This is a genomic window from Kitasatospora sp. NBC_01287 (assembly GCF_026340565.1).
Lineage (GTDB): Bacteria > Actinomycetota > Actinomycetes > Streptomycetales > Streptomycetaceae > Kitasatospora.
Genome location: NZ_JAPEPB010000001.1, coordinates 4606641 through 4631671 on the forward strand (window position 1 = coordinate 4606641; position 25031 = coordinate 4631671).

The following is a 25031-nucleotide window of genomic DNA, read 5'->3' on the forward strand; positions in this document are numbered from 1 at the left end:
CGGAGCTCGCCCTACCCTTCGACCTGTCGGTAGATGATCGTCGTGGAGCCCACGACGATCCGCGAGCCGTCGCGGAGCGTAGCGCGCTGGGTGTGCTGCCCGTCCACCACGATGCCGTTGGTGGACCCCAGGTCGAGCACCATGGCCGGGTTGCCGGGGCGGATCTCGGCGTGCTTGCGGGAGACCCCGGGGTCGTCGATCCGCACGTCCGCCTCGGTGGAGCGGCCCAGCACGCAGGCGCTGCCGGTGATCTGGTGGCGGGTGCCGTTGACCTCGATCCAGCGCCGGGCGCCCGCGCCGCCGCCCGAGCCGGGGAACTGGCGCACGTTGCCCGGAGCGGCGGTCGGCGGGGCCGGCGGCACCGCCGGGGGGGAGTTCGGCGCCGGCGGCGCACCGGCGTACGTCGGGCCGGCGCTCTGCTGCCACGGGGCGGCGGGAGCCACGGGCGCCTCGGCCGGCGGGCGGCCGTAGCCGGGCTGCGCGGGTGCGGGCGGCGCCGGGGCGGGGTCGGCGTTCTCGCCGGCCAGGGTGCGGCTGCGCACCCGGTACAGCCCGGTGTCCAGGTCGTCCGCCCGCTCCAGGTTCACCTGCAGCGGGCCGAGGAAGCTGTAGCGCTGCGCCTCGGCGTACTCCAGCACCATGCCGGAGAGCTCCTGGCCGAGCTGGCCCGCGTAGGGGCTGAGCCGTTCGTAGTCGTGCGGGCTGAGTTCGACGATGAAGTCGTTCGGCACCACGGTGCGGTCGCGGTTCCAGATGGTGGCGTTGTTGTCGCACTCGCGCTGCAGGGCGCCGGCGATCTCCACGGGCTGGACCTCGGACTTGAACACCTTGGCGAAGGTGCCGTTCACGAGACCCTCGAGTCGTTGCTCGAACTTCTTCATGACTCCCACGGGGCACCCCCTTCCAAAGGGTTCTCGGCTGCTCGGGTCGGGCCCGGCGCGGGCCCGATCGCGGTACTTCCGTACTGATCGTATCCACGCCTTGGCCAGCTGTACGGTTCCCCGGCCGCCCCGTGGACGGGGGTGTGCTTGCGCACACCCTGGCCGCCCCGGTGGTCCTGGCGCAACGACAGGTACCCGCGGGACGGCCCGCTCACCCCTGGCTCACCCGTTCGCCCGGTCGTTCGAGTGGCGGCCGGGCGACAGGTGTGCAGGCCGGGGGCGGGAATGGATTCGTAGGTACCCCGTGGGGCGTGCTAATGTTTTCCATGTCGGAAGGGGCGCCCGAGAGGGAGCCGAAGCCGGCCGAGTGGGAAGCGAAGCGGGTCCAAACCGATTCGACCTCAGTCGGGCGATCGGTTAGCATCTTCTTCATCACCTTGCGCGGGTGGCGGAATAGGCAGACGCGCTGGATTCAGGTTCCAGTGCCCGAAAGGGCGTGGGGGTTCAACTCCCCCCTCGCGCACAGTAGGACAGGGTCCCACCGGGATGACGCAAGTCATCGAGGTGGGGCCCTTTCTGTTTCTCCGGTTCCCCGAGGCCGCCGCGTGGAGGCGATCGCGCCGGGCGCTCACGGTGGGCGCTCGCGGTGGGCGGTGCCTCAGCTCTCGCCGCGTTCCTCCTCCTCGGTGTGCTCGACGGTGATGCCGTGCTTGGCGGCGGTCCTGAGCAGCCCGGCGACCCGGCCCTGGTAGGCCTGGACGCCGTCGAGATCGCCGTCGGCGCGAGCCTGGGCCAGGGCCTGGCGGGCCAGGGCCAGCTGCTCGCGCAACTCCTCGTCGAAGATGCCGGTCACCCGTCCAGCATCGCCTCGCTCGGGGGAAAGCTCAACCGCTTCCGCCGCGGCGCCGGCGGGCCCGCTCGCCCAGCCGCCCGCGCAGCCGCTGGCCGACCGCGGTGGCGCCGGCGGTCAGGAAGACCAGGGTGTAGAGGATCTGCGTCATCACGATGACCCGGGCGGTCTGGCTGACCGGCACGATGTCGCCGTAGCCGACGGTCGCCACGGTGGTGATGGTGAAGTAGAGCGCGTCGATCCGGGTGTTCAGGCCCGCGAACTCGCCGGGGTGCTGGGCCAGGACCAGGTAGCAGCCCGCGAAGACCAGCAGGGCGGTGACGGCCAGCAGCGGGATGGTCAGTGCCGGCAGGCCGCGCTGCGACTCCAGCAGGATCGACTGGACCTCGTAGAGGAGCAGCCCGGCCAGCAGCATCAGCAGCACACCGAAGACGGTCCAGCTGAGAGCCGGGTGATGGGGGCCGAAGCTGCCCAGCGGCACGGTGAAGTAGGCGGTGATCAGCAGGGTCGGGCCACCGGTCAGCAGCAGCCATGGCCACAGCAGGGAGCGGGGCGGTGGCTTGTCCATGGGACCAGCCTGGGTGCGGGCCGGGGCCGGGGCTCCCCGGCTGGGCCGTCCGGGGGAGCGCGGTGGGGGGCGGCGGTAGGTTGGGCGTATGGAAGCCCATGCCTTCGCCGCCTTCGTCCGCCCTTGGAGGCCCGGCACGGCCGCCCGGGACGGGGCCCGCCGGCCGGCCCGGTGGAGCGCGGGGTCATGAGCGGGCGGACCTTCGCCCTGGACGCGGTCGCGGTGGTCGCGGTCGGCGGCGTGCTCGGCGCCGAGGCCCGCTACGAGGCCGGGCGGCTGTGGCCGACCGTGCCCGGGACCTTCCCGTGGACCACCCTGCTGATCAACGTGCTGGGCTGCCTGGTGATCGGGGTCTTCCTGGTGGCGATCACCGAGGGGCGTCCGGCGCACCGGCTGGTCCGCCCGTTCTTCGGGACCGGGGTGCTGGGTGGCTTCACCACCTTCTCCACCTACTGCGTGGACATCCAGCGGCTGCTAACCAGGGGCGAGGCGGGCACGGCCATCGGCTACCTGGCGCTCACCCTGGCGGCGGCGATGGTGGCGGTGGCCGGCGGCGCCGGGGTGGCTCGCTGGGCGCTGGCCCGCGGCGGGCGGCTGTGGTGAGCGGGCCGGAGATGAGCGGGCTGGAGATGAGCGGGCCGGCGCTGCGGCTGACAGTGCTGGTCGGGGACGGCGACACCTGGCACCACCGCCCGCTGGCCACCGAGATCGTGCACCGCGCGCACGCGGCGGGACTGGCCGGGGCCTCGGTCTTCCACGGGGTGGAGGGCTTCGGGGCGTCCCGGACGGTGCACTCGGCGCGGCTGCTGTCGATGAGTGAGGACCTGCCGGTGGCCGTGGTGATCGTGGACGAGGAGGAGCGGGTGCGGGCGTTCCTGCCGAGGCTGGCCGGGCTGGTGAACCGGGGACTGGTGACGTTGGAGCCGGTCGAGGTGGTGCGGTTCGGGGAGTCCGGCCGGTGAACGGATACCTGCTGGTCGCGCTCGGCGCGCTGGTCGGGGCGCCGGCCCGGTACCTGACCGACCGTGCGGTGCAGGCCAGGCACGACTCGGTCTTCCCCTGGGGGACCTTCGCGGTGAACCTGTTCGGCACGGTGGTGCTGGGCCTGGTGACCGGCGTGGTGCTGGCCGGGGCCGCCTCCCAGCAGTGGCAGTTGCTGGTCGGCACCGGCTTCTGCGGGGCGCTGACCACCTACTCGACGTTCAGCTACGAGACGCTGCGGCTGGCGGAGAGCGGGGCGCGGCGGTTCGCGGCGGCCAACGTCGGCCTCTCGCTGGCGGCCGGGCTGGGCGCCGCCTACCTGGGGGCGGTGCTGGCGCACCTGTTCGGGTGAGGGTCGGTCAGAGGGCCAGATCGGCCTCGATCCGGCGGGTGTGATGGCGGGCCAGCGCGAGGTTGGCCCGGGACCGGTCCAGCACCAGGTAGAGGAAGAGGCCCTGGCCGCCGGGGCCGCTGAGCGGGCGGATCAGGTGGTACTGGCGGGTCAGCGTCGTGAGGATGTCCTCCATCGCCCCGCCACCCGGCTGCGCCTGCAGCTCCGCCGCGCGCAGGGTGGCCCGGACCACGTCCGTGCTGCCCGCCGCCGCGAGGGCCAGGTCGAGGTCGGCCGCGTGGCCCAGGGTGCCCAGGGCCATCCCGCTGCCGAGGTCGACCAGGGCGGCGCCGAGCGCTCCCTCGATCGCCAGCGCCTCCTTGAGGGCAAGCTCCACACCGACCACCGCTACCTCCCAGGGATCGTTCGGGTACTCCCGAGACACCTCTCCGAGGGTAGGGAGAGGAGCGGTGGCGATCGGTCCACTGAACGGTATTGCGGTCCTGTTGATCAAAAATGCCGATCCCGCACGGCAGTTCTGAGCGATCATGGATCGGATGTGACCGATCCGAGCGAAGGAGCCGCCTCATGACCACCGTCCCGCAGCCCGCGGACCGACCGGCCTGGGCGGTCCGCCCGGCCGCCGCCGCCGACTTCGCCGACTGGCGAGAGCTCTTCGGCGGCTACGGCGAGTTCTACCGGGTGCCGGTCACCGACGAGCACGCCGAGCTGGTCTGGGGCTGGATCCACGACCCGGCGCACGAGGTGGAGTGCCTGGTGGTGGTCGACGGAGCCGGCCGACCGGTGGGCCTGGCGCACTACCGTCCGTTCGCCAGGCCGCTGCGCGGCGCGGTCGGAGGGTTCCTGGACGATCTCTTCGTCGCGCCGCACGCCCGGGGCAGCGGCGCGGTCGACGCGCTCTTCGCCGGGTTGCGGCGGATCGCGGCGGAGCGCGGCTGGAACACCGTGCGGTGGATCACCGCGGAGGACAACTACCGGGCCAGGTCGAAGTACGACCAGGTCGCCACCAGGGTCCCGTTCCTCACCTACGACATGGCTCCCGGCGACCAGGTGGGCTGAGACGGAGTCAAAATCAGATGTCGGTCTCGAAAGCATCACGATTCGCCTCCGTATGCGGAGGGGCTCTGCCCGGTGGCTAGGGTGATCGGCGCCGGGGGGACGGCCTCCCGCGCTGACGCGGCCGCACAGGGCCGGATCGCACGCTGGATGGTTTCGTGAAGCTCGCTCGTACGGCGGCGGTCGGTGTGGCCGCACTCGGCCTCGCCTCGCTGCAGCTCGCCCTCGGAGTGGCCGCCCAGGCCGACGACTTCGGTAGCCTGACGTTGCAGCAGTGGGCGCCGGAGCCGGGCAACCGGCCCGTTGTGATCGCGCCCGGTGCCGCGCCGGAAACGTCGATCTGGGTGGGCGGCAAGGGCGCAGCCCCGATCGAAGCCAACGTCCTGGTGACCGTGCGGTCGGTCCTCGGCCAGGACCCGGCACTGCCCCAGGGGGTATCGCTGACCTTCCCCAGCGGCACCTGTGCCCCGGCCGTGCCGGGGACGGCTCCCGCTCAGGCCGCCGCGTTCATCTGCGACATGGCCAAGCCGACCCCGTCAGGGGCCGCCCTGCCCGGCAACGTCGTCGGGTCCAGTGCCACGGTGACCGTCAACACCACCGCCGCCACCGCGGACCGGACGGCCTTCGTGCTGACCCAGACCCTGGTCCCGCACGGTGACACCACGCTCGCCCAGGTCCAGGCGGACCAGCAGGGCGGCCAGAAGTTCCAGACCGGTGACCAGGCGTACGAGGTGGAGTCGAAGGAGCGGGCCGCGCAGGGCGGGAGCACCTTCCAGCTCGCCGACTTCACGGCCGGTCAGACCGCGGTGCAGACGGTCAAGGTGCACGCCGCCGACCACCCGGAGGTGGTGGTCCGGGCCGAGGACGGTACCTCCGGGCAGAGCTGGAACCCTTCGCAGAAGGAGGAGCTCGACCTGCCGCCAGGGCTGGACCTGCTCTCCGCCACCGCTGACAACGGTGCGAGCTGCCGCACCCTGCCGGTGGGCGACCAGCACAGCCCCACGGTGGAGGACACCTGGCTGATGGACTGCCTGCTGTCGCCCGGTGACACCACGCTGAAGCTCACCTTCAAGGCGGACCCGGCGCTGAAGACGACCATGGTGAAGCTGGACAGCCGCTACGGCGTCTACTCCGACGCTGAACCGTTCAGCCGGCCGTTCAGCGACAGCAGCGGCACCTTCACGGTGAACGCCGCGCCCGCCGCGGCGCCCAGCACCTCCGCCGCGGCGCCGACCCAGGCCGCCGCCGCGCCGAGTGCTCCGGCCTCGACCGCGCCGGCGGCCACCGCCACCGCCAAGCCGGCGGCCGTCATCTCCGCCAAGCCCTCGGCCGCCACCTCGCGGGGAGCGGCCTCGGGTGAGCTGGCGTTCACCGGTGCCAACGGCACGGTGACCTACGCGGTGGGCGGTGCCGTGGTGCTCGCCGCGGGTGTGGGCATCCTGGCGGCGACCCGCCGCCGGGCCGCCCGGCACTGACCAGCACACCGGAAGGCCGGTCGGCGTGACCTCCAGGGTCGTGCCGGCCGGCCTTCGGCGTGCCGGAGACTGGTTCCACCGGATGGTGGACGGAGGGAGCGGTGCGCGTGGCGGGCGTGGTGCGGTGGCGGGTGCGGCCGGGCGGGGTGCGCGGGGTGGTGCTGGTGCTGCACGGTGGGCAGGTGGCCAGCAGGGCGCCGGCCCGGCCCTGGCAGCCGGCGGCGGTGCGGATGAACGGTTTCGTCGCGCCGCTGGCCAGGGCCACGGCGCGGGGCGGGACGGCGGTGGGCCTGGTGCGCTACCGCTACCGGGGCTGGAACGGCGAGCGGGCGGACGCGGCCCAGGACGTGGTGGCGGCGCTGGACGCGGTGGCCGCCGAGTTCGGTCCGGTGCCGGTGGTGCTGCTGGGTCACTCGATGGGCGGGCGGGCGGCGCTGCGCTGCGCCGGGCACCATGCGGTCACCGGGGTGGTCGCGCTGGCCCCTTGGTGCCCGCCCGAGGACCCGGCCGAGCAACTGGCCGGCCGGACCCTGGTGACCCTGCACGGGGACCGCGACCGGGTCACCGACCCCGCCGCGACCCGGGACCTCGCCGCCCGGGCCCGGGCGGCCGGGGCGGCGGTGGCCGGCCTGGAGGTGGCCGGCGGCGACCACGCGATGCTGCGCCGCTCGCGCGACTGGCACCTGGCCGCCGCCCGGCTGAGCGCCGCGCTGCTCGGCATCGGCGAGCCGCCCGCCGAGGTGGCCGCCGCCCTCGAACTGACCGGGACGGACCGAGGCGGCCTGCGGATCGCGCTGCCCGGCGGCCGGCGGGCCCTCAGTTGCGGCGCACCGACGGCACGGTGAGCACCACGGCGGTGGCGCCCAGCAGCCAGAGCGCGCCGAAGCCGAAGACCGTCCGGCTGCCCAACAGCGCGGCCGCCGGGCCGGCGGCGGCCAGGCCGAGCGGGCCGAGTGCGAAGGCGCCCAGGCTGCCGTAGGCGGCGACCCTGGCGCGCGCCTCGGGCGGGATCAGGCGCTGCTCGGCGGTGCCGAACAGGGTGCCGTTGACCGCCGACGCCACCCCGGCCACCGCCGCGCCCAGGCAGACCCAGGGCAGCGCGGCACCCAGCGCCAGGAGCGCCGAGGGCAGTGCGAAGCCGACCGTGACGGTGGTGGCCACCAGGACCGGACGGCGGGGGCGGCGGCCGAGCAGGGCGAGCGCGGCGAGCACCGAGCCGGCCCCGTAGGCGGCCAGCACCAGGCCCCAGGAGCGCGCCCCGCCCAGGCGCTGCGCGGCGGTGGCCGGGCCGAGCACCAGGAAGGGGGCCCAGACCAGGAGGTTGAACAGCCCGAAGTGCACGCAGGTGGCCCAGAGCCAGGTGCGCGAGCGGAACTCCCACCAGCCCGCGCGCAGGTCGGCCAGCAGTGAGGGGCCCGGCGCACCGACCGGCAGTCGCACCGTCACCCGGGCCAGCATCAACACGCTGATCCCGAAGCTGGCCGCGTCCAGCGCGAGCACCGCGCCGGGCCCCGCGGCGGCGGTGAGCAGTCCGGCCAGCGCGGGACCGGCCACCCCGGCCACGGAGCCGGCCAGGGTGAGCAGGGCGTTGGCCTCGGCCAGCCGCTCGGGCGGTGTGAGCCGGGGGATCAGCGCGGTCAGCGCCGGGTTGAACACCGCCTCGCTCGCGCCGCCGACACAGACCAGCATCAGCATCGTCCAGAGCGGTGGCCGGCCGGTCAGCAGCAGGACGGCGAAGGTGCCCTGGGAGAGGAAGCGCACCAGATCGGCACCGAGCATCACCCGGCGGCTGCCCAGGCGGTCGGCGGCCACCCCGCCGGCCAGCAGGACCAGCACCGTCGCACAGGTGCGGGCCGCCAGCACCCAGCTGAGCGCACCGGCGCCGCCAGGACCGCGCAGCACCGCGAAGGCGAGGGCCACCGGCGCCATCGCGGTGCCGAAGAGCGAGACGGCGTAGCCGGGAAAGAAGCGGCGGAAATCACGGTCTTCCGGAAAAGCGCGCAGCAGCCCGCGGCGCCCGTGGAGAGCGGTCGTCATGCAGAGCAGACTGCCCGTCAGCAGTGTCCGCCGGCAAGCAGAATTGAGTGATTCGCAGTCAATTCTTCGGTACATTGGAAATGGCGCAGTAAATACGGTCTGAGCTGCGGAAACAGGGGAGATCAGAGTGAGTGATTTACTGCGGGAACCAGTGGAGTACGCGGTTGCCGTCGAGCACTATCTGACGGCCGCGCGGCTCGGCGACGACTCCCGCCGCGTCTACCGGATCGCGCTGGCCACCTGGGCCTGGGCGCTGGCCGACCGTCCCGCGCCCACCGGGGACGGGCGGCGCCGGGCGGCGCCACCGGTGCTGCCGCTGGCGCTGCTGGACGACCCGGGCGCCTCCGAGCGGCTGCGCACGCACCTGGCCGGGCGGGCGGCCGCGGGGCGCACCGCGAACCGGGAGCTCTCCGCGCTGCGCGGTGCCGTCGGCTGGTGGCGGGCGCGGGGCTGGCTGCGGACCGATCCGACCGTCGGCCTGCTGCCGCGGCCGCTGCCGGGCGAGCGGCACGCCGAGGCGCTGACGGCCGCACAGGTCGCCGCCGTGCTGGCGCTGCCCGCGCCGCTGCGCGACCAGGTCTGCTGGCACCTGGTGCACGAGTCGGGGGCCGCGATCGAGCGGGTGCTGGCACTGGACGTCGACCAGATCGACGTCTCGGGGCGGCGTGGCCGGGGCCGGGCGGCCGGTCTGCGCTGGGGGGCGGGCACCGCGCGGCTGCTGCCGCTGCTGCTGGTCAGCCGCGCCGGCGGGCCGCTGCTGCTGACCGACCGTCGGGCGGCGCGTTCCGTCCCGGCGGCCGACCGTTGCCCGCTGACCGGGCGCGGGCGGCTCTCCTACCGCAGGGCCGCCGAGATCTTCACCGCCGCGACCCGCGAGCTGGACCCGGCCGGTCGCGGCTGGACCCTGCGCCGGCTGCGGCCGGCACGGGCCGCCGGCGCTGCGGGTGCCGCGGGCGCGGTGCGGGTGGCGGGGGCGGGAACGCGAACGGCCGGCCCCGCCGGGTAGGCGGGGCCGGCCGTGGCGGCGGTGTCAGCCGTTGGTGCACTCGTTCCCGAAGGCCGGGTTGAGGGCGCTGATCACGCCGATGCTGTTGCCGCAGATGTTGACCGGGATGTTGACCGGAACCTGGATCACGTTGCCGGACAGGATTCCGGGCGAGCCGACCGCCACACCGGTCGCGGTGGCGGAGTTGTCGGCCGAGGCGGCACCGGCGCCGCCGAGCACCAGCGCACCGGCGGCGCAGGCCAGGCCGAGGGCCCTGCGGAAGTCCTTCATGGGTGTCTCCATTCCTTGCCGGGATAGAACAGGGGGCAGACGGGAGCACTTCCGATCAGCGATGCCCGAAAGTGTCCCTTGGCCACTCTTCGGGCTCGATCGCCCCGCGAACGGTTACGCCACCGGCAAGTCACCCGCAGTCACCCGCACGGCGCAGCAACCGGCCTGATAACCGCACTCGTCCGGCCCTACCCGCGCCCGTCCGGCAGCTCCGCGCGCACCACGAACCCCCGGTCCCTGGTGGGTCCCGCGGTCAGCTGCCCGCCCAGCAGCTGGGCCCGCTCGCGCAGGCCGACCAGGCCGTGCCCGCCCCCGGGCAGCGGGGCGGCGGCCGCCGGGCGGCTGGGTGCCGGACCGTTGCGCACCTCCACCAGCAGCCGCCCGGCCCGCGCGGTGACCGAGATCCGCACCGCGGCGCCGGGCGCGTGCTTGCTGATGTTGGTCAGCGCCTCCTGCACGGTGCGGTAGGCGGCCCGCTGGACCGCCTCCGGCCAGGCCCGCTCGCCCGCGGCGAGCTCGACCACGCCGCCGGGCCCGTCCGCCGCGACCAGGCCGCTGTCCTCGATCAGCCGGGGCAGGTCGGCCAGCCGGGGCTGCGGTGCCTGCGGCGGTCCGGGCTCGCCGGTCGCCGGCAGGGCGGCGCCGCCCGCCGCGCGCAGCACCCCGACCATCTGCCGCAGCTCCTGCAGGGTGCGCACGGACAGCTCGCGGATGGTGCGCGCGGTCCGCTCGGCGGCCGGATCGGTGGTGGACACCTGCAGTCCGCCGGCCTGCACGCTGATCAGGCTCACCTGGTGCGAGACCACGTCGTGCATCTCCCGGGCGAGCCGGGCCCGCTCGGTGGCCAGCACCCGCTCGGCCAGCAGCCGGGCCTCGCGCCGCTGCCCCAGGGTGAGCTGCTCCAGCCGCAGGGTCAGCTCCCGCCGGGTGCGGGCCAGCATGCCCAGCGCCACCGGAGCGGTGCCCAGCAGCAGTGACTGCATCATCGCCAGGCCGTTGCCCTGGGTGAGTGCGAGCGGGTCCAGGCCCGAGCTCTGCCCGGAGACCGACCAGGTGAAGTAGTCGCAGAGCGCGAAGGCCACGGCGCAGAGCACCGGCACCGGCAACCGGCGCCGGTCGGCGGCCACCGAGTAGAGCGCGGTGATCGGGGCCAGCCAGCTCTCGGTGAAGAAGGTGCCGGGCAGCGCCAGCCCCATGGCGAGGACCGGCCAGCGCAGCCGCAGCAGCAGGCCCAGCGCGGCCACGCCGTTCAGCGCGTTCTTCCACCAGACGGTGTCCCGGTCCAGCAGCCAGCTCTCCAGCAGCGCGTAGGCGACGGGCAGCAGCAGCGCCAGGCGGCGCCGGGCCGTCGCCCCGATCGGCCGCCGCCAGAGGAGCGGGATCACGGGCCGCCGGGCCGGACCAGCCCGGCGCGGTGCGCGATCACGGCCGCCTGCACCCGGTTGGCCACGCCGAGCTTGCCGAGGATCGCGCTGATGTGGTCCTTGACCGTGCCGGTGCCCAGGAAGAGCCGCTCGGCGATCTCGGCGTTGGCCAGGCCCTCACCGAGCAGCGCCAGCACGTCCAGCTCGCGGCCGGTCAGCAGCCGGACCAGGGCGAGCGCGCCGGAGTCCGGGCCGCCGCTCTCCACGTAGCCGCCGATCACCGTGCGGGTCACCGCGGGCGAGAGCATGCTGCCGCCGGCCGCCAGGATCCGCACCGCGTGCACCAGCTGCTCGGGGGCGGTGTCCTTGAGCAGGAAGCCGGCCGCCCCGGCCCGCAGCGCGGTGCCGATGTACTCGTCGGTGTCGAAGGTGGTGAGCATCGAGACGGCCGGCGGGTCGGGCAGCGCACGCAGCCGGCGCAGCACCGAGATGCCGTCCAGATCGGGCATCCGCACGTCCAGCAGCACCACGTGCGGCCGCAGCCGCTTCACCTGTTCCTCGGCCTCGCCGCCGCTGCAGCCCCCGACCAGCTCCAGGTCGGGCGCCGAACCGACGATCATTCCCAGACCCGAGCGGACCAGCAGCTCGTCGTCCACGATCAGCACGCGGATCGCTGTCACGAACCCTCCTCACTCCTTGCTCGGGGACGAGCCTATGGCTTCCGACGGTTCTCACCCCCGCCGAACGGCGGGGTGGGAATCGGCTGGCCGGTTCACGCGGATGCGCCGCGGGCTGCGTCACGATGGATGACACCCCACCAGCAGTGCGGATGCGCCCGCTGATCCGATCGTTTGGAATGAAGCTGTGTCCACCACCAAGCAGCCGTCACCGGCCGCCGCGGCCGTGCGCCGGTCCGGGGTCCTTGCCCGGCTGCGCCCGTACGCCGCCGCCGGGACGGTCTGGTACCTGCGGCTGATCGCGCTGGTCAACCTGGTGGCGGTGGTGCTGACGCCGTTCCGCGACACGGTGCGCCACCACTCCGAGGGCCAGTACTTCACCACCTACCTGATGACGGCGGGCCTGGCCAGCGCGGTGCTGTCGATCTTCCTCGCGGTGGCGATGCGCCGCCGCAAGCGGGCGGCCTGGATCTTCAACTTCGTGCTGGGCGGGTTCTTCTTCCTGCTCTACGTGCTCGCGCTCAGCATCCCGGGCACCGACCACTACAGCGAGCACCCCTTCAACTACGTCTCCACCGTGCTGACCGGCCTGTTCATGCTCTGCCTGGTGGTCGGGCGCAAGGAGTTCACCTCCAAGGGCGACCGGTCCAACCCGCTGACGGCGGTGGCCACCTTCGTCGGCGGGCTGGTGCTGGGCGGCGTGGTCGGGGCGGTCCTGGTCGGCTTCTTCAACCGGCTCTCCGGCGCGGACTTCGGCGACGAGTTCGGCTACGCGGTGGCCCGGATGGTCACGGTGACGCCCTCGGACCGGGTGCTGGACATGATCGACGTCCCCAACTGGTTGAACGCCTTCATCAACGCGATGGGCGCGGTGCTCTTCCTGCTGGTGCTCTACGTCGCCTTCCGCAGCCCGCGCGGCAAGGAACTGCTCAACCCCGCGGACGAGGAGAAGCTGCGCGCCCTGCTGGAGAAGCAGGGCGAGCGGGACTCGCTGGGCTACTTCGCGCTGCGCCGGGACAAGGCGGTGATCTTCTCGCCGACCGGCAAGGCGGCGGTCACCTACCGGGTGATCGGCGGGGTCTCGCTGGCCTCGGGCGACCCGATCGGCGACCCGGAGGCCTGGCCGGGCGCGATCGACGCCTGGCTCGCCGAGGCCCGCGAGCACGCCTGGGCGCCGGCCGTGATGGGCGCCTCCGAGGAGGCCGGGGTGATCTACGCCCGGCACGGCCTGGACGCCCTGGAGCTGGGCGACGAGGCGATCGTCGAGCTGGACGAGTTCTCGCTGGACGGCCGGGCGATGCGGGTGGTCCGACAGGCCTACAACCGGGTCAAGCGGGCCGGCTACACGGTGCGGGTGCGGCGGCACGAGGACATCCCCGAGGCCGAGATGGCCGAGCTGCTCGACAAGGCCGACCGCTGGCGCGACGGGCAGACCGAGCGCGGCTTCTCGATGGCGCTGGGCCGGCTCGGCGACCCGGCCGACGGGCGCTGCGTGATGCTGGAGTGCTACGACGGCCAGGGTGAGCCGCGGGCGCTGCTGAGCTTCGTGCCCTGGGGCCCCAACGGGCTCTCGCTCGACCTGATGCGCCGGGACCGGGAGACCGAGAACGGCCTGATCGAGTTCATGGTGATCGAGCTGCTGGAGAAGGGCGCCGGCGAGCTCGACCTGAAGCGGGTCTCGCTGAACTTCGCCATGTTCCGCTCGGTCTTCGAGCGCGGCTCGCGCCTGGGGGCCGGGCCGGTGCTGCGGCTGTGGCGCGCGGTGCTGGGCTTCTTCTCCCGCTGGTGGCAGATCGAGTCGCTGTACCGGGCCAACGCGAAGTACCGGCCGATCTGGGAGCCGCGCTACCTGCTCTTCGAGAAGAGCAGCGAGATCCCGCGGATCGGGATCGCCAGTGCTCGGGCCGAGGGCTTCATCACCGCACCGAGCCTCCCCTCGCTCTTCCGTCGCCGGCACACCCGGTCCGCCGCCACCGGCGCGGGCCCGGCGCTGCCCACGGCGGAAGGCGACGGGAAGGGGTGACCCTCCGCCGGGGGGCGGAGGGTGCCCGACCGCATTTCGGCAGGTCCGTCCTCAGGGGAAGCTTTAGCGCGATGTGGTCCTCTCGGGGTCGGGGCCCTGAGATCCCCGAGATACCCCAGTGCGATATCCCACCTGAGGATGAGTCGAAAATGGGTATGAAGACCGAAGCGGAACCTGTTGCACTTACCTAGGCTGGAGCAAGAGGAAAACCGAGAAGAGAGGCAGTCGTGGACCAGAGGACCCACACGGGGGACGAGCGACAAGGGCGGGGGGCGCTGCTGCGCCGGGCCGTCGTCGCCGAGTGGGGAACATTGTTCGGCAGCGTCCGGGATCATGTGGTGCGCAAGAGGTTCGCATCCGTTCCGCTGGCGGTTGTCGCGACGTTCCTGATCCTCCTGTTCAGCATTGTTCAGCACCTGCCGGGCGGCGAGGCATTCGTCACCCGGATCGGCGTGGTCAAGGCCGCGCTGCCGCTCGACGTGTCGCTGCTGCGCACTCCGCTGTCGCTCTACGTGCCGGCGCTGGACCTGCCGGTCTGGGGGGCGCTGGCCCAGGTCCTGCTGGTCTTCGGGATCGCCGAGATCGTGCTGGGCCGCCGGACGACGCTGCTGATCGCCTACGCCTGCACGCTGGCCGGCACGATCTACGCGCGGATCGGCGTGAGCCTGGGCCCCGACCACCTCTTCGGCTTCCCCGGCGCGGTCGCGCACATGCGCGACACCGGCCCGTCGGCGGCCGTGGTGGCGCTGGCGATCTGCATCGCCTGGAAGACCAGGGCGTGGTTCACCGGGGCGGTCGTGCTGGGGGCCATGCTCGGCGAGGCCGTGGTGGTGCCGAACCTGGCCGGCCAGGAGCACATGGTGGCGATCGCCACCGCCGTGCTGATCGCCGCGACCGGCGAGGTCTTCGGCAGCTACTGGTCGCGGGTGCTCAGCGGGGTCCGCGCGGCCCGGCTGATCAGCACCGAGCGCCAGCGCACCGCGTAACCCGCCCCACCGGTCGAGCAGCCGCGCGGCGCTCAGCCGCGCGGCAGCGGCTGCTCGAACCAGACCACCTTGCCGACCGCCTTGCGGGCGGTGCCCCAGCGCTCGGCGAGCTTGCTCACCATGTTGAGGCCGCGCCCGTTCTCGTCCATCTCCTCGGCGGGCTCCAGCGAGGGCAGGTTGTGGTTGTCGTCGCTGACCTCGACCAGCAGCTTGTCCACCCGGATCAGCTGCAACTGGACGTAGTCCCTGGCCACCCGGACCGCGTTGGTGACCAGCTCGCTGACCAGCAGCTCGGTGGTGTCGCTGAGCGCGGTCAGCTGCCAGGCGGCCAGCTGGTCGCGGACCAGCCGGCGGGCCCGGCGCACCTCGGCCTTGTCGACGGCCAGTGTCCAGGTGGCCACCTCGGTCTCGGCCACCCCGTCGAAGCGGGCCACCAGCAGCGCCACGTCGTCCTTGCGGTCCTCCGAGTGCAGCCGGTCCAGCACCGTGTCGCAGGCCTCGTCGGGCGTCCGCTTGGGGTCGATCAGGTTCCCGCAGAGCGCCGCCAGGCCGGCTCCTATGTCACCGCCGCGCACCTCGACCAGGCCGTCGGTGCACATGACCAGCATCGAGCCGTCCACCACGTCGATCTTCTTGGCCACGAACGGCACCCCGCCCACCCCGATCGGGGCGCCGGCCGGGATCTCCAGCAGCTCCCCCGTGCCGTCCGGGTGCACCAGCACCGGCGGCACATGGCCGGCGCTGGCCAGCTCGCAGGTGCGGTTGATCGGGTCGTAGACCGCGTACAGGCAGGTGGCCAGGTGGTCGTCGCCGATCTTCTGGGCCAGGTTGTCCAGGTGGCGCAGCAGCTGGCCGGGCGGCAGGTCGAGCGCGGCCAGGGTCTGCATCGCGGTGCGGAAGCGGCCCATCGCGGCGGCCGAGTGCAGGCCGTGGCCCATCACGTCGCCGACCACCAGGGCCACCCGGCTGCCGGGCAGCTGGATCGCGTCGAACCAGTCGCCGCCGACCTCGGCCCGTCGGTCGCCGGGCAGGTAGCGGTGGGCGATCTGGACACCGGGGATCTGCGGCGGGCGGGTCGGGATCATCGAGCGCTGCAGGGTGGTGGCCATCTTGGACTCGGCCCGGTGCAGCCGGGCGTTGTCCAGCGAGAGGGCGGCCCGGGCGGCCAGCTCGCGCAGGGTGGCCGCGTCCGCCTCGTCGAACGGGGCGCGGTCGGGCAGCCGCAGCAGCTTGAGGATGCCGAGCACGGTGCCGCGGGCGGAGAGCGGCAGCACCAGCATCGAGCGGCCGGAGACCACCGGGACCAGGCTCGGGCCGCCGCCGAGCGCGGCGGCGTAGTCCACCGCGAGGTCCTCGCCGACGACCGGGACCAGCACCGGCTGGTTGCGCTGCAGCGCCATGCCCGGCGGAGTGCTGCGCGGCATGGCCAGCAGCGCGCCCTCGTCCAGCACGTGCGACCAGGTGCCGGAGGACTCGTGGTAGCTGCGGGCCACCCGGCGCAGCATGGTGTCGTCGTCCGGCTGCTCGTCGGGCAGCTCGGCGTCCGAGATCAGCCGGTCCAGCAGGTCGACGCAGGCGAAGTCGGCCACCCGGGGGACCAGCACCTGGCAGAGCTCGCGGGCGGTGGTGTCCAGGTCGAGCGTGGTGCCGACCTTGCCGCCGACCTCGTTGAGCAGGGCCAGTTGCTCGCCGGCCTGGCCGTTGGTCAGCAGCGGGGTCAGCTGGTCGACCGTCAGCCGGGGGCGGTCGCCGGGCGCCGGGGCGGGCAGGGTGGACGTGGCGGGTTGGGCGGGGCAGAGCGGTGTGCCGGGTTGCTGATCGGTCGTCAGGGGTGCTCCCTCGGTCGGGTCGGTGCCCGGGGCGGCCGGGCGCGGGGCCGGGAAGAGGGCGGGGGCGGGGGCGGTGGCCGTGCCGCGCGGCTCCGGGCGCACCGCGGGGCGCGGCTCGGGGACCACCCGCAGACCGAGCTGGCCGCCGGCCGCGGCGGAGCGCTGCTGCGCGGTCGGGTAGCGGCGGCCGAGCCCGGCGGCCAGCTGCGCCACGCCGGCGGAGAGCGGCTCGTAGGGGACCACCGGCAGCCGGGTGCCGGCGTCCACCCAGAGCGCGGGGGCCCCGGCGGCGGCGATCCGGCGCAGCATCACCCGCAGCCGGGCCGCGCCGATCCGGGGCAGCAGCGGGGCGAGCGCACCCGCCCCGCCGGGCGCGGTGGGGCCCAGCGCGGCGGAGATCCGGTGGAAGTCGCCCTGGCCGCCCTCGGCCGCCGCGTACGGCAGCAGCCGGCGGCCGATCGCGATCCGCGGGCCGCGGGCGCGCAGCGGGCGGGCGTCGGCGGCCAGCGCCAGCAGGCTGCGGCCGTCCGGCTCGACCAGCGGGTAGGCCCACCAGAGCACCGAGCGGGAGCGCTCCTCGCGGTCGGTGGCCGGCATCAGCCCGGCCCAGGCACCGGTGCGGGTCAGGTCGTCCAGGGTGTCGAAGGCGTCGCAGCGGCGCCCGGCGGCCATCGGCGCCTCGGCGAGCGAGCGCGGCTCCACGGCGGGCAGCAGCCCGCTGGCGGTGCGGCCCTGGACCACCTCGGTGCGGTGGCCGAAGAGCTCCTCCGCGCCGCGGTTCCACAGCGCGATCCGGCCGTCCGGGTCGATCAGCACGGCCGCCAGCCGCACCATCGCCACCACGCCCGAGGGCTGTTCGGTGGGCTCGGCCTCGACCGTCGGCGCTGCCGCCACGACCGAGCCGAGGGCGCGGGGCTGCTCCGCCGAGGTGTCCGATGTTGAGTTCGGGTCGTCCGCCATGGGATCCGTCTCGCTCCCGCCTGTCCGGCCGCTGCTGGGCCCCTGTGCCGTCTCCAGCGAAGCACGGACCGGGCCCGGGTCGGTACCGAAACCGCCAGATTCGTCAGTATCAGTTGCGTGTCACCCAGCGTGCGCCCTGTCGCACGCCCTGTCCATGAGTTCGGTGGCCGGATTTCGCCGCCCCCGCTCGTCCGCCCGGCGCGGCCACCGGGCCCGGGTAGGCTCGACGGCGCGGTGGGACGGGAGGGACGGACCAGATGGAAGAGCGAGGCGAGCAGGTGACCGCGATGAGTCCGGTCCGCTGGGCGGACCCGGAGCGGCAGCGGCTGGAGGAGCGGGTCGCGGCCACCGAACTGGCCTGGCTGACCCTGGAGGTCGACGTCGAGACCCTGCGGGTCGAGATCGACAACTTCGCGCTGATCCACCACGAGCGGCTGGGGCCGCTCTACGCCCGGATCGATGAGCTGGAGGCGCTGGTCGCCGAGGCGGTGGCGGTGCGCACCGGCAGCCCCGAGGACCTGCGCCGGGCGGCGGACGCGCGCCGCCTGGTGGACGAACTGCCGGACCTGGACGCGCTCTTCGACAGCGTGCGGCAGGCCGAGCAACGGGCTGCCGGGGCTGCTGATGCCGGTGCCGCGGGTGCCGCGGGTGCGGGTGGGACCGGTGGGAGCGACGACCCGGCGGGCCCCGCCGAGCCGCCGCGGCGGGTGCGGCCCGGCAAGGAGGCCCAGCGGCTCTACCGCGAACTGGCCCGCCGGGCCCACCCCGACCTCTCCACCGACCCGGCCGACCAGCAGCGCCGCTCGGCCTTCATCGCCCGGGCCAACGAGGCCTACGCGCGCGGTGACGCGGCGGCGCTGACCGCGCTGAGCGAGGAGTGGTCCACCGCGCCGGAGTCGGCCCCCGACCTCACCGCGCCCGACCGCGGTGCCTGGCTGTCGCAGCGCCTCGACTGGCTGGGCGCGCGGATCGCCGAGCTGGCCACCGAGCAGGTCCGGTTGGAGTCCACCGCGATGGGCTCGCTGCTGGCCATGGCGCCGGGCGACCCGGACCAGCTGCTGGCCGAGCTGGCCGAGCAGCTGCTCGCCAAGGCCGCCGACCAGCAGGCCGAACTGGCCCGGCTGCTGGCCCAGCCGGCGCCCGCCGATCCGGCGCCCGCCGATCCGGCGCCCGCCGATCCGGTGCCCGCTGGTTCGGTGCCCGCTGGTTCGGCGGACAGTTCAGTGGACAATGAGGCACCGACGCCGACACCCGTACAGGAGAGCCCGAGCATGTTCCAGCAGATCCCCACCGTCCAGGTCGAGACGATCCCCGCCGACGCGGTGCTGGTCGACGTGCGCGAGCAGGACGAGTGGGACGCGGGCCACGCCGAAGGCGCGCTGCACATCCCGATCGGCGACTTCATCGCCCGGCTCGGCGAGGTGCCCGGCGACGTCCCGCTGTACGTGGTCTGCCGGGTCGGCGGCCGCTCCGCGCAGGTGGTGCAGTACCTGGTGGGCCAGCAGGAGCGGGAGGCCTACAACGTGGACGGCGGCATGTTCGCCTGGGCCCAGGCCGGCCGGCCGATGGTGAGCGGCCGGGGCGAAGCGGCATACGTGCTGTAGCGCCTGGGGGCTGGCAGAGCGGGCCGGAGGGGCAGGAGGGGAGCGACCGGATGGCGGCGGACGAGGACGGGTCCGGCGACCCGGTGCCCGGACGCGCCTGGTCGCGCCCCGCGCAGGTGGTGCTGGTGGCCGCGGGGACGGCGCTGGTGACCAGCACCGCGGTCTTCCTCGGCCTGGTCTTCCTGAGCGTGGCGCCGTCCAACTCGCTCTCGCAGCGGTACCAGGGGCAGGTCGACGGGCTGGTCTACCCCGAGTTCGAGCAGAACTGGAAGCTCTTCGCGCCCGATCCGCTGCAGCAGAACATCAGCGTCGACGCCCGGCTGCGCAGCGCCGCGGGCGACGGCGCCTGGATCGGTCTGACCGCCCAGGACATCGCCGCGATCCGCGGCAACCCGGTGCCCAGCCACGTGGACCAGAACCTGCTGCGCCGGGCCTGGGACTTCTACGACAGCACGCACGGCTCGGACGAGAGCCCGATCGGCCAGCGCGGCGCGCTGGCCCAGGAGTACCTCAAGCGGATCGCGCTGCAGCGGCTCGGTCCGACCCTGGACGGCGCCCCGGTGACCGGCGTCGAGCTGCGCGCGGTGACCACGGCGGTGGCGCCGCCGCCGTGGAGCACCCAGCGCTGGTCGACCGCGCCGCAGTACCGGGAGCTGCCCTGGTGGCCGGTGAGCGTGGCGGACTACCGGGGGCTGTCGTGACCGGGCAGCCGGAGACCGGGCAGCCCGAGACGGGGCGGCCGGAGGCAGAGTGGCCCGGGACGGCGCTGCCCGGGACGGCGCGGCCTGAGCCGGAACGGGAAGTCGAGGGGCGCCCGGCCGGCATCCCGCGGCAGAGCGGTCCCTCGCGCCAGGAGTCGGCGTCCGTCCCGCAGCCCCCGCCACTGCCGCCGCGCCCCGCCCCGCGCCCGGGCGGGGGCCTGGGCGCGGAGCTGCGCCGGACCGTGCTGGCCGGCTGCACCGCCTTCGCCGCCCGGCCGCTGGCCCGCCACCAGGCGGCCGTGGTGCGGGTCGGCTTCGCGCTGGTCTTCACCCTGCAGCTGCTGCGCGAGTGGCCCAACCGCCGGGTGCTGTACGGCGACCGCTCGCCGTGGAGCCAGGGGCTGGCCCGCGACCTGCTCGGCGAGACGCACGCCTTCACCGTGCTGGTCTGGCGGGACGAGGGCTGGTGGTTCGAGGGCTGCTACCTGCTGGCGATCCTGGCCGGGGTGCTGATGCTGCTCGGCTGGCGGACCAGGTTCAGCTCGGTGCTCTTCCTGGTGGCCGTGCTCTCGGTGCAGAACCGCGACATCCTGGTCGGCGACGGCGGCGACAACATCGTCCACCTGATGGCGATCTACCTGGCCTTCACCCGGTGCTCCGAGGTCTGGTCGCTGGACGCCCGGCGGCGGGCCAGGGGTGGTGGCGACGGCCGGCCGCGGATCGACGCGGTCGGGGTGCTGCTCTGGGCGCTCTGCGGCGCGCTGCTGACGGCGGCCCAGCTGACCGGCCACCTGACCTGGCGGGGTGCCGGCTGGCCCTACGTCGGCTGGTCGGTGCTGTTCTGGCTTCTCTGGGCGGTCGCGGCGCTGTGGTGGCTGCTCGGGCGCCGGTGGCCCGACGGCGAGGTGCGCGCGGTGCTGGACGCGCTGGCCACCATGCTGCACCACTGCGCGATGACGGTGATCGCGGCGCAGGTGGTGCTGGTCTACTCGACGGCCGGCTGGTACAAGGTGCAGGGCTCGCGGTGGCAGGACGGCAGTGCCCTCTACTACCCGCTGCACCTGGACTACTTCACCCCCTGGCCGGGGCTGTCCGCGCTGCTCGGCGGGAGCGCGGTGCTGGTCTTCCTGTTCTCGTACGGCACCGTGCTGGTGCAGGTCGCCTTCCCGTTCACGTTGGTCAACCGGCGGGTGAAGAACGTGCTGCTGGCCGTGATGATCACCGAGCACCTGGCGATCGCGGTGCTGCTCGGCCTGCCGATCTTCTCGTTGGCGATGGTCGCGGCGGACGCGGTCTTCCTGCCCACCGGGGCGCTGCTCCGGGTCGCCGGATGGCTCCGCCCGGTCCGCCCGGTCCGCCCGGTCCGCTCGGCCGCTGGTCGGCGGCGGGTGGCGCCCTAGACTGTCCGGTATGCCCTGGATCGCCGCGCTGCGCCACACCGGGCGCGCGGCCCTGCGCTTCGAGCGGGCGCTGGGCGACCCCTACCGGGCGGCGCGCGGGGCGCTCGCGGTGGCGCTGGTGCTCTTCCCGGTGCTGGCGATCGGCGGGCCGCGGCCGGCCACCTCGGCCGCGATGGGCGCCTTCATCGCGGGCACCGCGACCTTCCAGCGCAGCTTCCGGCCGCGCCCCTCGCTGGCGCTGGCCGCGGGCCTGGGCCTGGGCGTCAGCACCTTCCTCGGCTACCTCGCGGTCTCGGTGCCCGGCCTCTTCCCGGTGCTGCTCGCCGTCTGGGCCTTCGGGGCCGGCCTGGCCTGGTCGCTCGGCCCGAGCGCGGGGGTGGTGGCCACCAACACGCTGACCGTGATGCTGGTGGTGGTGCAGCTGCCGGTCAGCGTGCCGACCGCCGTCGCGCACGCGCTGCTCTGCGCGCTCGGCGGCGGGGTCCAGGCGCTGGTGATCACCCTCTGGCCGGTCAAGACCTGGGGCGCGCAGCGCGACGCGTTGGCCGACGCGTACGCCTCGTTGGCCGACTACGCCCGCCGGCTGCGCTACGACCCGCACGCCTTCATCGACCCGGCCCCGCTGATGACCGCCCGGCACGCCGCCGCCCTGACGCCCTGGCAGCGGCGCCGCCGACCGCCCGAACTGGGCGGCCTGCGCGGCCTGGCCGAGCGGATCCGTCCCACCCTGGCCGCGATCGCCGACCCCGAGATCGGCGCGGCCGCCGAGGGCCCCGAGCGGGACCGGGCCAGGGAGCTGCTGGCCGGAGCCGCCCAGGTGCTGGACGCGCTGGCCCGGGCGATCCGCACCGGCGAGCCGGCCTCCTGGTCGGCCACCGCGCCCGCCGCGCTGACCGCCCCGCTGCAGCCGGTGCTGCACGGTCCGGCGCTGCGCGCGGCCCACCGGCTCACCACCCTGCTCGGCCGGGCCTTCGGCGCCCTGGACCGCGACGCCGACTCCACCCTGGAGACGCCGGTGCCCGGGCCCGGCGGCTCGCTGCTGCGCCCGGGCCTGGCCCGGATGGTGCCGGTGGCCGTGCGCACCGCCCGCCACCAGCTGCGGGCCCGCTCGCCGGTGCTGCACCACGCGGTGCGGCTCTCCGGGGTGGTCACCGCGGCGTACGTGCTGGCCCGGCTGACCGGCCTGCACCACAGCTACTGGGCGGCGATGACCGCCGCGATGGTGATCCGGCCCGACTTCGTGCAGACCTACAGCCGGGGCATCGCGCGGGTGGCGGGCACCGTGGTCGGGGTGCTGCTGGCCACCGGCGTGGTGGAGCTCTTCGACCCCGCCGACCGGGTGGCCTGCGCACTGGCCGTGCTCTGCATCTTCGGGGCCTACCTGACCCTGCGGACCGGCTACGCGGTGATGACCACCTGCATCTCCGCCTACGTGGTCTTCCTGCTCGGCCTGGAGCCCGGCGCGCCGCTGGAGACGGCACGGGAGCGGATCCTGATGACCCTGCTGGGCGGCGCCGTGGCACTGCTCGGCTACGCCCTCTTCCCGACCTGGGAGACCGCCAGGCTGCCGGAGCGGACCGCGGAGTGGATCGCCGCCGTGGGCCGGTACGCGGCCGCGGTGCTGGTCGGCTACGGCGATCCGGCCGGCCGCGAGCCGGGTGCCGTGCGTGGTGCGCTGCTGGACACGCGTGAGGCCAGGGCGGAGTTCCTGCAGGCGCGCGAGCTGGCCGCCGCCGAGCCGGTGCGGCACGGGGCGCACTCGCCGCAGCTGAGCCGCCGGCAGCTGGGGCGGGCCAGGGAGGCGCTCGGCCTCCTCTCCAGGGTCACCCTGCTGATGGAGGCCCACCTGCCGGACCGCCAGGGCGAGCCGGTGCCCGGGGCCCTCGCCTTCGGCCGGCTGCTGGCCGACGCGACCGCGGCCGCCGGGGCGGGGGTGCTGACCGGGACGGCGGCCGACTTCACGGCGGTGCGGGAGGCGCAGCGGGCCTTCGAGGAGAGTCTGGGCGACGCGCCGGGACCGGCCGGGCAACTCGCGGTGGTGCGGTCGGGCAGCCGGCTGCTGGTGCAGGCGCTCGGCGAGCTGGAGCGGGCGCTGCGGCCCTCAGCGGGCGGTGCCGCCGAAGTTCCGGCTGCGGGACTGCCAGTGGAAGAGGCCCATGCCGACCGAGGTGGCCAGGTTGAAGCTGGAGACCAGCGGGCGCATCGGGATGGCCAGTAGCGCGTCGGCGCGCGAGCGCAGCTCCTCGCCCACCCCGTGCCGCTCCGAGCCGAAGACCAGCAGCGCCTGGTCGGGCAGCTCGGTGGCGTGGATGGACTCGCCGTCCGGATCCAGCACGTAGAGCGGCCCCGGCGGCAGCCCGTCGGGTGCCAGGCGGGCCACGTCGGTGGCGAAGTGCAGGCCGGCGCCGGCCCGCAGCACGGTGGGGTGCCAGGGGTCCAGGTCGCCGGTGGTCACCACGCCGGTGGCGCCGAAGCCGGCCGCCAGGCGGACCACCGCGCCCACGTTGCCCAGGTTGCGCGGGTTGTCCAGCACCACCACGGGCGCCCGGCGCGGCAGGGCGCGCAGCCGCTCCAGCGCCCGCTCCGGGTCGGGGCGCACCGCCAACGCGGCCACCCCGGTCGGGTGCGGTCGTCCGACGAGCTCGCGCAGTGCCGGCGCCGGGACCTCGACCGCGACCGCCAGCGCCGGCGCGAGGTCCGGGGCCAGGGTCGCGGCCAGCTCGGCCAGCGCCGCCCGGTCGGTGGTGAGCAACTGCCGTACCTCACCGCCGAAGCGCAGGGTGTGCTTGAGCGCGTGGAACCCGTCGATCAGCACGGTGGACGGGTCCGCGGCCGCCGCCCGCCAGCGGCGCAGCACGAGGTCGGGGGCATCGTGGTCGGTCATGCCAGCACTCTCGCACGCCGAACGGGTCCGTCAGGCCGGGGTACCGGCCGGGCGGGGCGGAGCCGGCGGGGGCGGGAGGCGGCTCAGTAGTAGGCGCGCATCAGTTCGGTGGCCCAGCGGGGCTGGCCGGTGGCGCCGATCGGGGCGAACTCGGCCATCCACGGCTTGAGGTCCAGGACCGGGGTGCCGTCGACGGCGTCCAGACCGAGCACGTGGACGTCCAGGCCGTCCACCCGGACCAGGCGGCAGCGGGAGACGCCCAGGCGGTTGGGGCGGTTCTTGCCGCGCTGGGCGAAGATGCCGACCTCGGGCCACTCGGGGTTGCCGCGCGGGCGGCGGGCGGTGGTCTCGATCTTCTCCTCGGCGACCTTGTGGAAGTGGTAGACCACCTCAAGGTGGGAGAAGGCGTCCAGGCCGCGCAGGGCCTCCTCGGTGTACTGGGTCGGGTCGAGCCGGATGACCGCGGCGACCTGGCCCCAGTCGTCGTCGACCACTTCGGTACGGCCGCCGGTGACCAGGCCGATCGGGCGCAGCGTCAGGGCTTCTGCGGTGCTCATCGTCTCCCCCAGGGGTAGGTGGGTGTACCGATGATCATTGCGTACTACCAGCTCAGCGGGTAGCGCACGGCGGTCCGGCCCAGCCGCCCGGCCAGCACGCCGATCGCGACCAGCAGGCCGGTGGCGAGCAGCAGCAGCGGCAGGAAGGGCAGCAGGCGCGGGCCCTGCAGCACCACGATCACGGCGGTGGCCGCCGCGGGCGAGTGCGAGAGGTGGGTGAGCAGCATGGCGCCCAGCGCCAGGCCGGCGGCCACCGCCGCCCCCCAGGCGCTGGGACCGGTGACGGCGAGCACCGCGAAGCCGATCAGCGCGGCGAGCAGCTGGCCGCCGACCAGGTTGCGCGGCTGGGAGATCGGCAGTCCGGGTGCCCCGTGCACCAGGGCGGCGCTGGCGGCCAGCGGCGGGATCAGCAACGGCTCGCCGAGCAGCACGCCGACGCCGACCAGCAGGAGCAGGGCGCCGATCGCGAAGCTCGACGCGCGCAGCACGTGCAGGGGGTGGGGGCGGGGTGCGGACATGCGGCGGCTCCTGGTCACGAGGGGGGCTTGACCAGGAGATTAATCAAACTGT

Annotated in this window: 25 protein-coding genes and 1 tRNA gene; 14 read left to right on the forward strand and 12 right to left on the reverse strand. The window is 74.6% G+C overall.

Going from position 1 to position 25031, the window contains the following annotated elements; all coding sequences use genetic code 11:
• Positions 1-11: 11 nt before the first annotated feature.
• On the reverse strand, positions 12-890 hold the full coding sequence (locus OG455_RS19625) for a DUF3662 and FHA domain-containing protein (protein WP_266295494.1): 879 nt from the start codon (positions 888-890) through the stop codon (positions 12-14).
• A 430-nt stretch (positions 891-1320) separates the two neighbouring features.
• On the opposite strand from OG455_RS19625, the gene OG455_RS19630 reads away from it, so the two are divergent.
• Positions 1321-1404 (forward strand) — tRNA-Leu (locus tag OG455_RS19630).
• A 135-nt stretch (positions 1405-1539) separates the two neighbouring features.
• Here the strand turns inward: OG455_RS19630 and OG455_RS19635 are convergent.
• Positions 1540-1734 (reverse strand): hypothetical protein, encoded by a 195-nt coding sequence (locus OG455_RS19635; protein ID WP_266295496.1) that lies wholly within the window; start codon positions 1732-1734, stop codon positions 1540-1542.
• Positions 1735-1765: 31 nt separating this feature from the next.
• A complete protein-coding gene (locus tag OG455_RS19640; RefSeq protein WP_266295498.1) occupies positions 1766-2299 on the reverse strand; it encodes a potassium channel family protein in 534 nt (177 codons plus the stop codon).
• Between the two features lie 186 nt (positions 2300-2485).
• Here OG455_RS19640 and crcB (OG455_RS19645) point away from each other — a divergent pair, with 186 nt between their 5' ends.
• The 3 genes from crcB (OG455_RS19645) to crcB (OG455_RS19655) are packed head-to-tail and all read left to right on the forward strand — an operon-like array spanning position 2486 to position 3632.
• Positions 2486-2902 carry a fluoride efflux transporter CrcB gene (crcB, locus tag OG455_RS19645; RefSeq protein ID WP_266295500.1) on the forward strand — a complete coding sequence of 139 codons (417 nt, stop codon included), beginning with the start codon at positions 2486-2488 and terminating at the stop codon, positions 2900-2902.
• A gap of 11 nt (positions 2903-2913) precedes the next feature.
• Positions 2914-3261 (forward strand): DUF190 domain-containing protein, encoded by a 348-nt coding sequence (locus OG455_RS19650; RefSeq protein ID WP_266295502.1) that lies wholly within the window; start codon positions 2914-2916, stop codon positions 3259-3261.
• Positions 3258-3632 (forward strand): fluoride efflux transporter CrcB, encoded by a 375-nt coding sequence (crcB, locus tag OG455_RS19655; RefSeq protein ID WP_266295504.1) that lies wholly within the window; start codon positions 3258-3260, stop codon positions 3630-3632. Before OG455_RS19650 ends, crcB (OG455_RS19655) begins: the two co-directional genes overlap by 4 nt.
• A 7-nt stretch (positions 3633-3639) precedes the next feature.
• On the opposite strand, the gene OG455_RS19660 is transcribed toward crcB (OG455_RS19655), so the two are convergent.
• Positions 3640-4017 (reverse strand): hypothetical protein, encoded by a 378-nt coding sequence (locus OG455_RS19660; protein WP_266300881.1) that lies wholly within the window; start codon positions 4015-4017, stop codon positions 3640-3642.
• A gap of 182 nt (positions 4018-4199) precedes the next feature.
• On the opposite strand from OG455_RS19660, the gene OG455_RS19665 reads away from it, so the two are divergent.
• The 3 genes from OG455_RS19665 (at position 4200) to OG455_RS19675 (ending at position 7008) form a co-directional block, all read left to right on the forward strand.
• The gene (locus OG455_RS19665) at positions 4200-4691 is read left to right on the forward strand and encodes a GNAT family N-acetyltransferase (RefSeq protein ID WP_266295506.1); all 492 of its coding nucleotides are present in this window, start codon (positions 4200-4202) and stop codon (positions 4689-4691) included.
• Between the two features lie 155 nt (positions 4692-4846).
• A complete protein-coding gene (locus OG455_RS19670; protein ID WP_266295508.1) occupies positions 4847-6163 on the forward strand; it encodes a hypothetical protein in 1317 nt (438 codons plus the stop codon).
• A gap of 107 nt (positions 6164-6270) precedes the next feature.
• Entirely contained in the window at positions 6271-7008 is a 738-nt protein-coding gene (locus OG455_RS19675; protein WP_266295510.1) for an alpha/beta fold hydrolase, read from the forward strand.
• On the opposite strand, the gene OG455_RS19680 is transcribed toward OG455_RS19675, so the two are convergent.
• Positions 6980-8200, reverse strand: a complete 1221-nt coding sequence (locus OG455_RS19680) for an MFS transporter (RefSeq protein ID WP_266295512.1) — start codon at positions 8198-8200, stop codon at positions 6980-6982. The two genes, OG455_RS19675 and OG455_RS19680, sit on opposite strands and share 29 nt — an antisense overlap.
• A 127-nt stretch (positions 8201-8327) precedes the next feature.
• Between OG455_RS19680 and OG455_RS19685 the strand changes: the two genes are divergently transcribed.
• Positions 8328-9206 carry a hypothetical protein gene (locus OG455_RS19685; RefSeq protein ID WP_266295514.1) on the forward strand — a complete coding sequence of 293 codons (879 nt, stop codon included), beginning with the start codon at positions 8328-8330 and terminating at the stop codon, positions 9204-9206.
• A gap of 24 nt (positions 9207-9230) precedes the next feature.
• On the opposite strand, the gene OG455_RS19690 is transcribed toward OG455_RS19685, so the two are convergent.
• The 3 genes from OG455_RS19690 to OG455_RS19700 all read right to left on the reverse strand — a co-directional run bounded on the left by OG455_RS19690 (position 9231) and on the right by OG455_RS19700 (position 11520).
• Entirely contained in the window at positions 9231-9476 is a 246-nt protein-coding gene (locus OG455_RS19690) for a chaplin (RefSeq protein ID WP_266295516.1), read from the reverse strand.
• A 188-nt stretch (positions 9477-9664) separates the two neighbouring features.
• Positions 9665-10861 (reverse strand): sensor histidine kinase, encoded by a 1197-nt coding sequence (locus tag OG455_RS19695; RefSeq protein ID WP_266295518.1) that lies wholly within the window; start codon positions 10859-10861, stop codon positions 9665-9667.
• On the reverse strand, positions 10858-11520 hold the full coding sequence (locus OG455_RS19700; protein ID WP_266295520.1) for a response regulator transcription factor: 663 nt from the start codon (positions 11518-11520) through the stop codon (positions 10858-10860). The genes OG455_RS19695 and OG455_RS19700 overlap by 4 nt, the downstream gene beginning before the upstream one ends.
• Before the next feature lie 223 nt (positions 11521-11743).
• Between OG455_RS19700 and OG455_RS19705 the strand changes: the two genes are divergently transcribed.
• Together OG455_RS19705 and OG455_RS19710 are read left to right on the forward strand one after the other, a co-directional pair.
• Complete coding sequence (locus tag OG455_RS19705) at positions 11744-13540, forward strand: phosphatidylglycerol lysyltransferase domain-containing protein (protein WP_266300882.1); 1797 nt, start codon at positions 11744-11746, stop codon at positions 13538-13540.
• A gap of 338 nt (positions 13541-13878) precedes the next feature.
• Entirely contained in the window at positions 13879-14526 is a 648-nt protein-coding gene (locus OG455_RS19710; protein ID WP_266295522.1) for a hypothetical protein, read from the forward strand.
• Between the two features lie 32 nt (positions 14527-14558).
• On the opposite strand, the gene OG455_RS19715 is transcribed toward OG455_RS19710, so the two are convergent.
• Positions 14559-17315, reverse strand: coding sequence for a SpoIIE family protein phosphatase (locus OG455_RS19715; RefSeq protein WP_266295524.1), 2757 nt, complete (start codon positions 17313-17315; stop codon positions 14559-14561).
• Between the two features lie 257 nt (positions 17316-17572).
• On the opposite strand from OG455_RS19715, the gene OG455_RS19720 reads away from it, so the two are divergent.
• Genes OG455_RS19720 through OG455_RS19735 form a run of 4 tightly spaced genes read left to right on the forward strand, consistent with a single transcriptional unit; the run spans position 17573 to position 23238 of the window.
• Positions 17573-18919 (forward strand): rhodanese-like domain-containing protein, encoded by a 1347-nt coding sequence (locus tag OG455_RS19720; RefSeq protein ID WP_266295526.1) that lies wholly within the window; start codon positions 17573-17575, stop codon positions 18917-18919.
• Positions 18920-18969: 50 nt separating this feature from the next.
• Positions 18970-19620 (forward strand): DUF5819 family protein, encoded by a 651-nt coding sequence (locus OG455_RS19725; RefSeq protein ID WP_266295528.1) that lies wholly within the window; start codon positions 18970-18972, stop codon positions 19618-19620.
• Positions 19617-21020 (forward strand): HTTM domain-containing protein, encoded by a 1404-nt coding sequence (locus OG455_RS19730; RefSeq protein ID WP_266295529.1) that lies wholly within the window; start codon positions 19617-19619, stop codon positions 21018-21020. The genes OG455_RS19725 and OG455_RS19730 overlap by 4 nt, the downstream gene beginning before the upstream one ends.
• A 10-nt stretch (positions 21021-21030) precedes the next feature.
• Positions 21031-23238 (forward strand): FUSC family protein, encoded by a 2208-nt coding sequence (locus tag OG455_RS19735; protein ID WP_266295530.1) that lies wholly within the window; start codon positions 21031-21033, stop codon positions 23236-23238.
• Here the strand turns inward: OG455_RS19735 and OG455_RS19740 are convergent.
• The 3 genes from OG455_RS19740 to OG455_RS19750 all read right to left on the reverse strand — a co-directional run bounded on the left by OG455_RS19740 (position 23122) and on the right by OG455_RS19750 (position 24979).
• Positions 23122-23904, reverse strand: coding sequence for an RNA methyltransferase (locus OG455_RS19740; RefSeq protein WP_266295531.1), 783 nt, complete (start codon positions 23902-23904; stop codon positions 23122-23124). The genes OG455_RS19735 and OG455_RS19740 overlap by 117 nt on opposite strands.
• 83 nt (positions 23905-23987) lie before the next feature.
• Complete coding sequence (locus OG455_RS19745) at positions 23988-24461, reverse strand: SAM-dependent methyltransferase (protein ID WP_266295532.1); 474 nt, start codon at positions 24459-24461, stop codon at positions 23988-23990.
• 44 nt (positions 24462-24505) lie between these two features.
• Positions 24506-24979, reverse strand: coding sequence for an HPP family protein (locus OG455_RS19750; protein WP_266295534.1), 474 nt, complete (start codon positions 24977-24979; stop codon positions 24506-24508).
• Positions 24980-25031 lie beyond the last annotated feature (52 nt).

What these genes read in the sequence shown, in the direction of transcription:
- OG455_RS19640 (WP_266295498.1), bottom strand. Translation starts at nt 2,299, where the DNA reads ATGGACAAGCCACCGCCCCGCTCCCTGCTGTGGCCATGGCTGCTGCTG.
- crcB (WP_266295500.1), top strand. Translation starts at nt 2,486, where the DNA reads ATGAGCGGGCGGACCTTCGCCCTGGACGCGGTCGCGGTGGTCGCGGTC.
- OG455_RS19650 (WP_266295502.1), top strand. Translation starts at nt 2,914, where the DNA reads ATGAGCGGGCTGGAGATGAGCGGGCCGGCGCTGCGGCTGACAGTGCTG.
- OG455_RS19665 (WP_266295506.1), top strand. Translation starts at nt 4,200, where the DNA reads ATGACCACCGTCCCGCAGCCCGCGGACCGACCGGCCTGGGCGGTCCGC.
- OG455_RS19680 (WP_266295512.1), bottom strand. Translation starts at nt 8,200, where the DNA reads ATGACGACCGCTCTCCACGGGCGCCGCGGGCTGCTGCGCGCTTTTCCG.
- OG455_RS19690 (WP_266295516.1), bottom strand. Translation starts at nt 9,476, where the DNA reads ATGAAGGACTTCCGCAGGGCCCTCGGCCTGGCCTGCGCCGCCGGTGCG.
- OG455_RS19715 (WP_266295524.1), bottom strand. Translation starts at nt 17,315, where the DNA reads ATGGCGGACGACCCGAACTCAACATCGGACACCTCGGCGGAGCAGCCC.
- OG455_RS19720 (WP_266295526.1), top strand. Translation starts at nt 17,573, where the DNA reads ATGGAAGAGCGAGGCGAGCAGGTGACCGCGATGAGTCCGGTCCGCTGG.
- OG455_RS19725 (WP_266295528.1), top strand. Translation starts at nt 18,970, where the DNA reads ATGGCGGCGGACGAGGACGGGTCCGGCGACCCGGTGCCCGGACGCGCC.
- OG455_RS19735 (WP_266295530.1), top strand. Translation starts at nt 21,031, where the DNA reads ATGCCCTGGATCGCCGCGCTGCGCCACACCGGGCGCGCGGCCCTGCGC.
- OG455_RS19740 (WP_266295531.1), bottom strand. Translation starts at nt 23,904, where the DNA reads ATGACCGACCACGATGCCCCCGACCTCGTGCTGCGCCGCTGGCGGGCG.
- OG455_RS19745 (WP_266295532.1), bottom strand. Translation starts at nt 24,461, where the DNA reads ATGAGCACCGCAGAAGCCCTGACGCTGCGCCCGATCGGCCTGGTCACC.
- OG455_RS19750 (WP_266295534.1), bottom strand. Translation starts at nt 24,979, where the DNA reads ATGTCCGCACCCCGCCCCCACCCCCTGCACGTGCTGCGCGCGTCGAGC.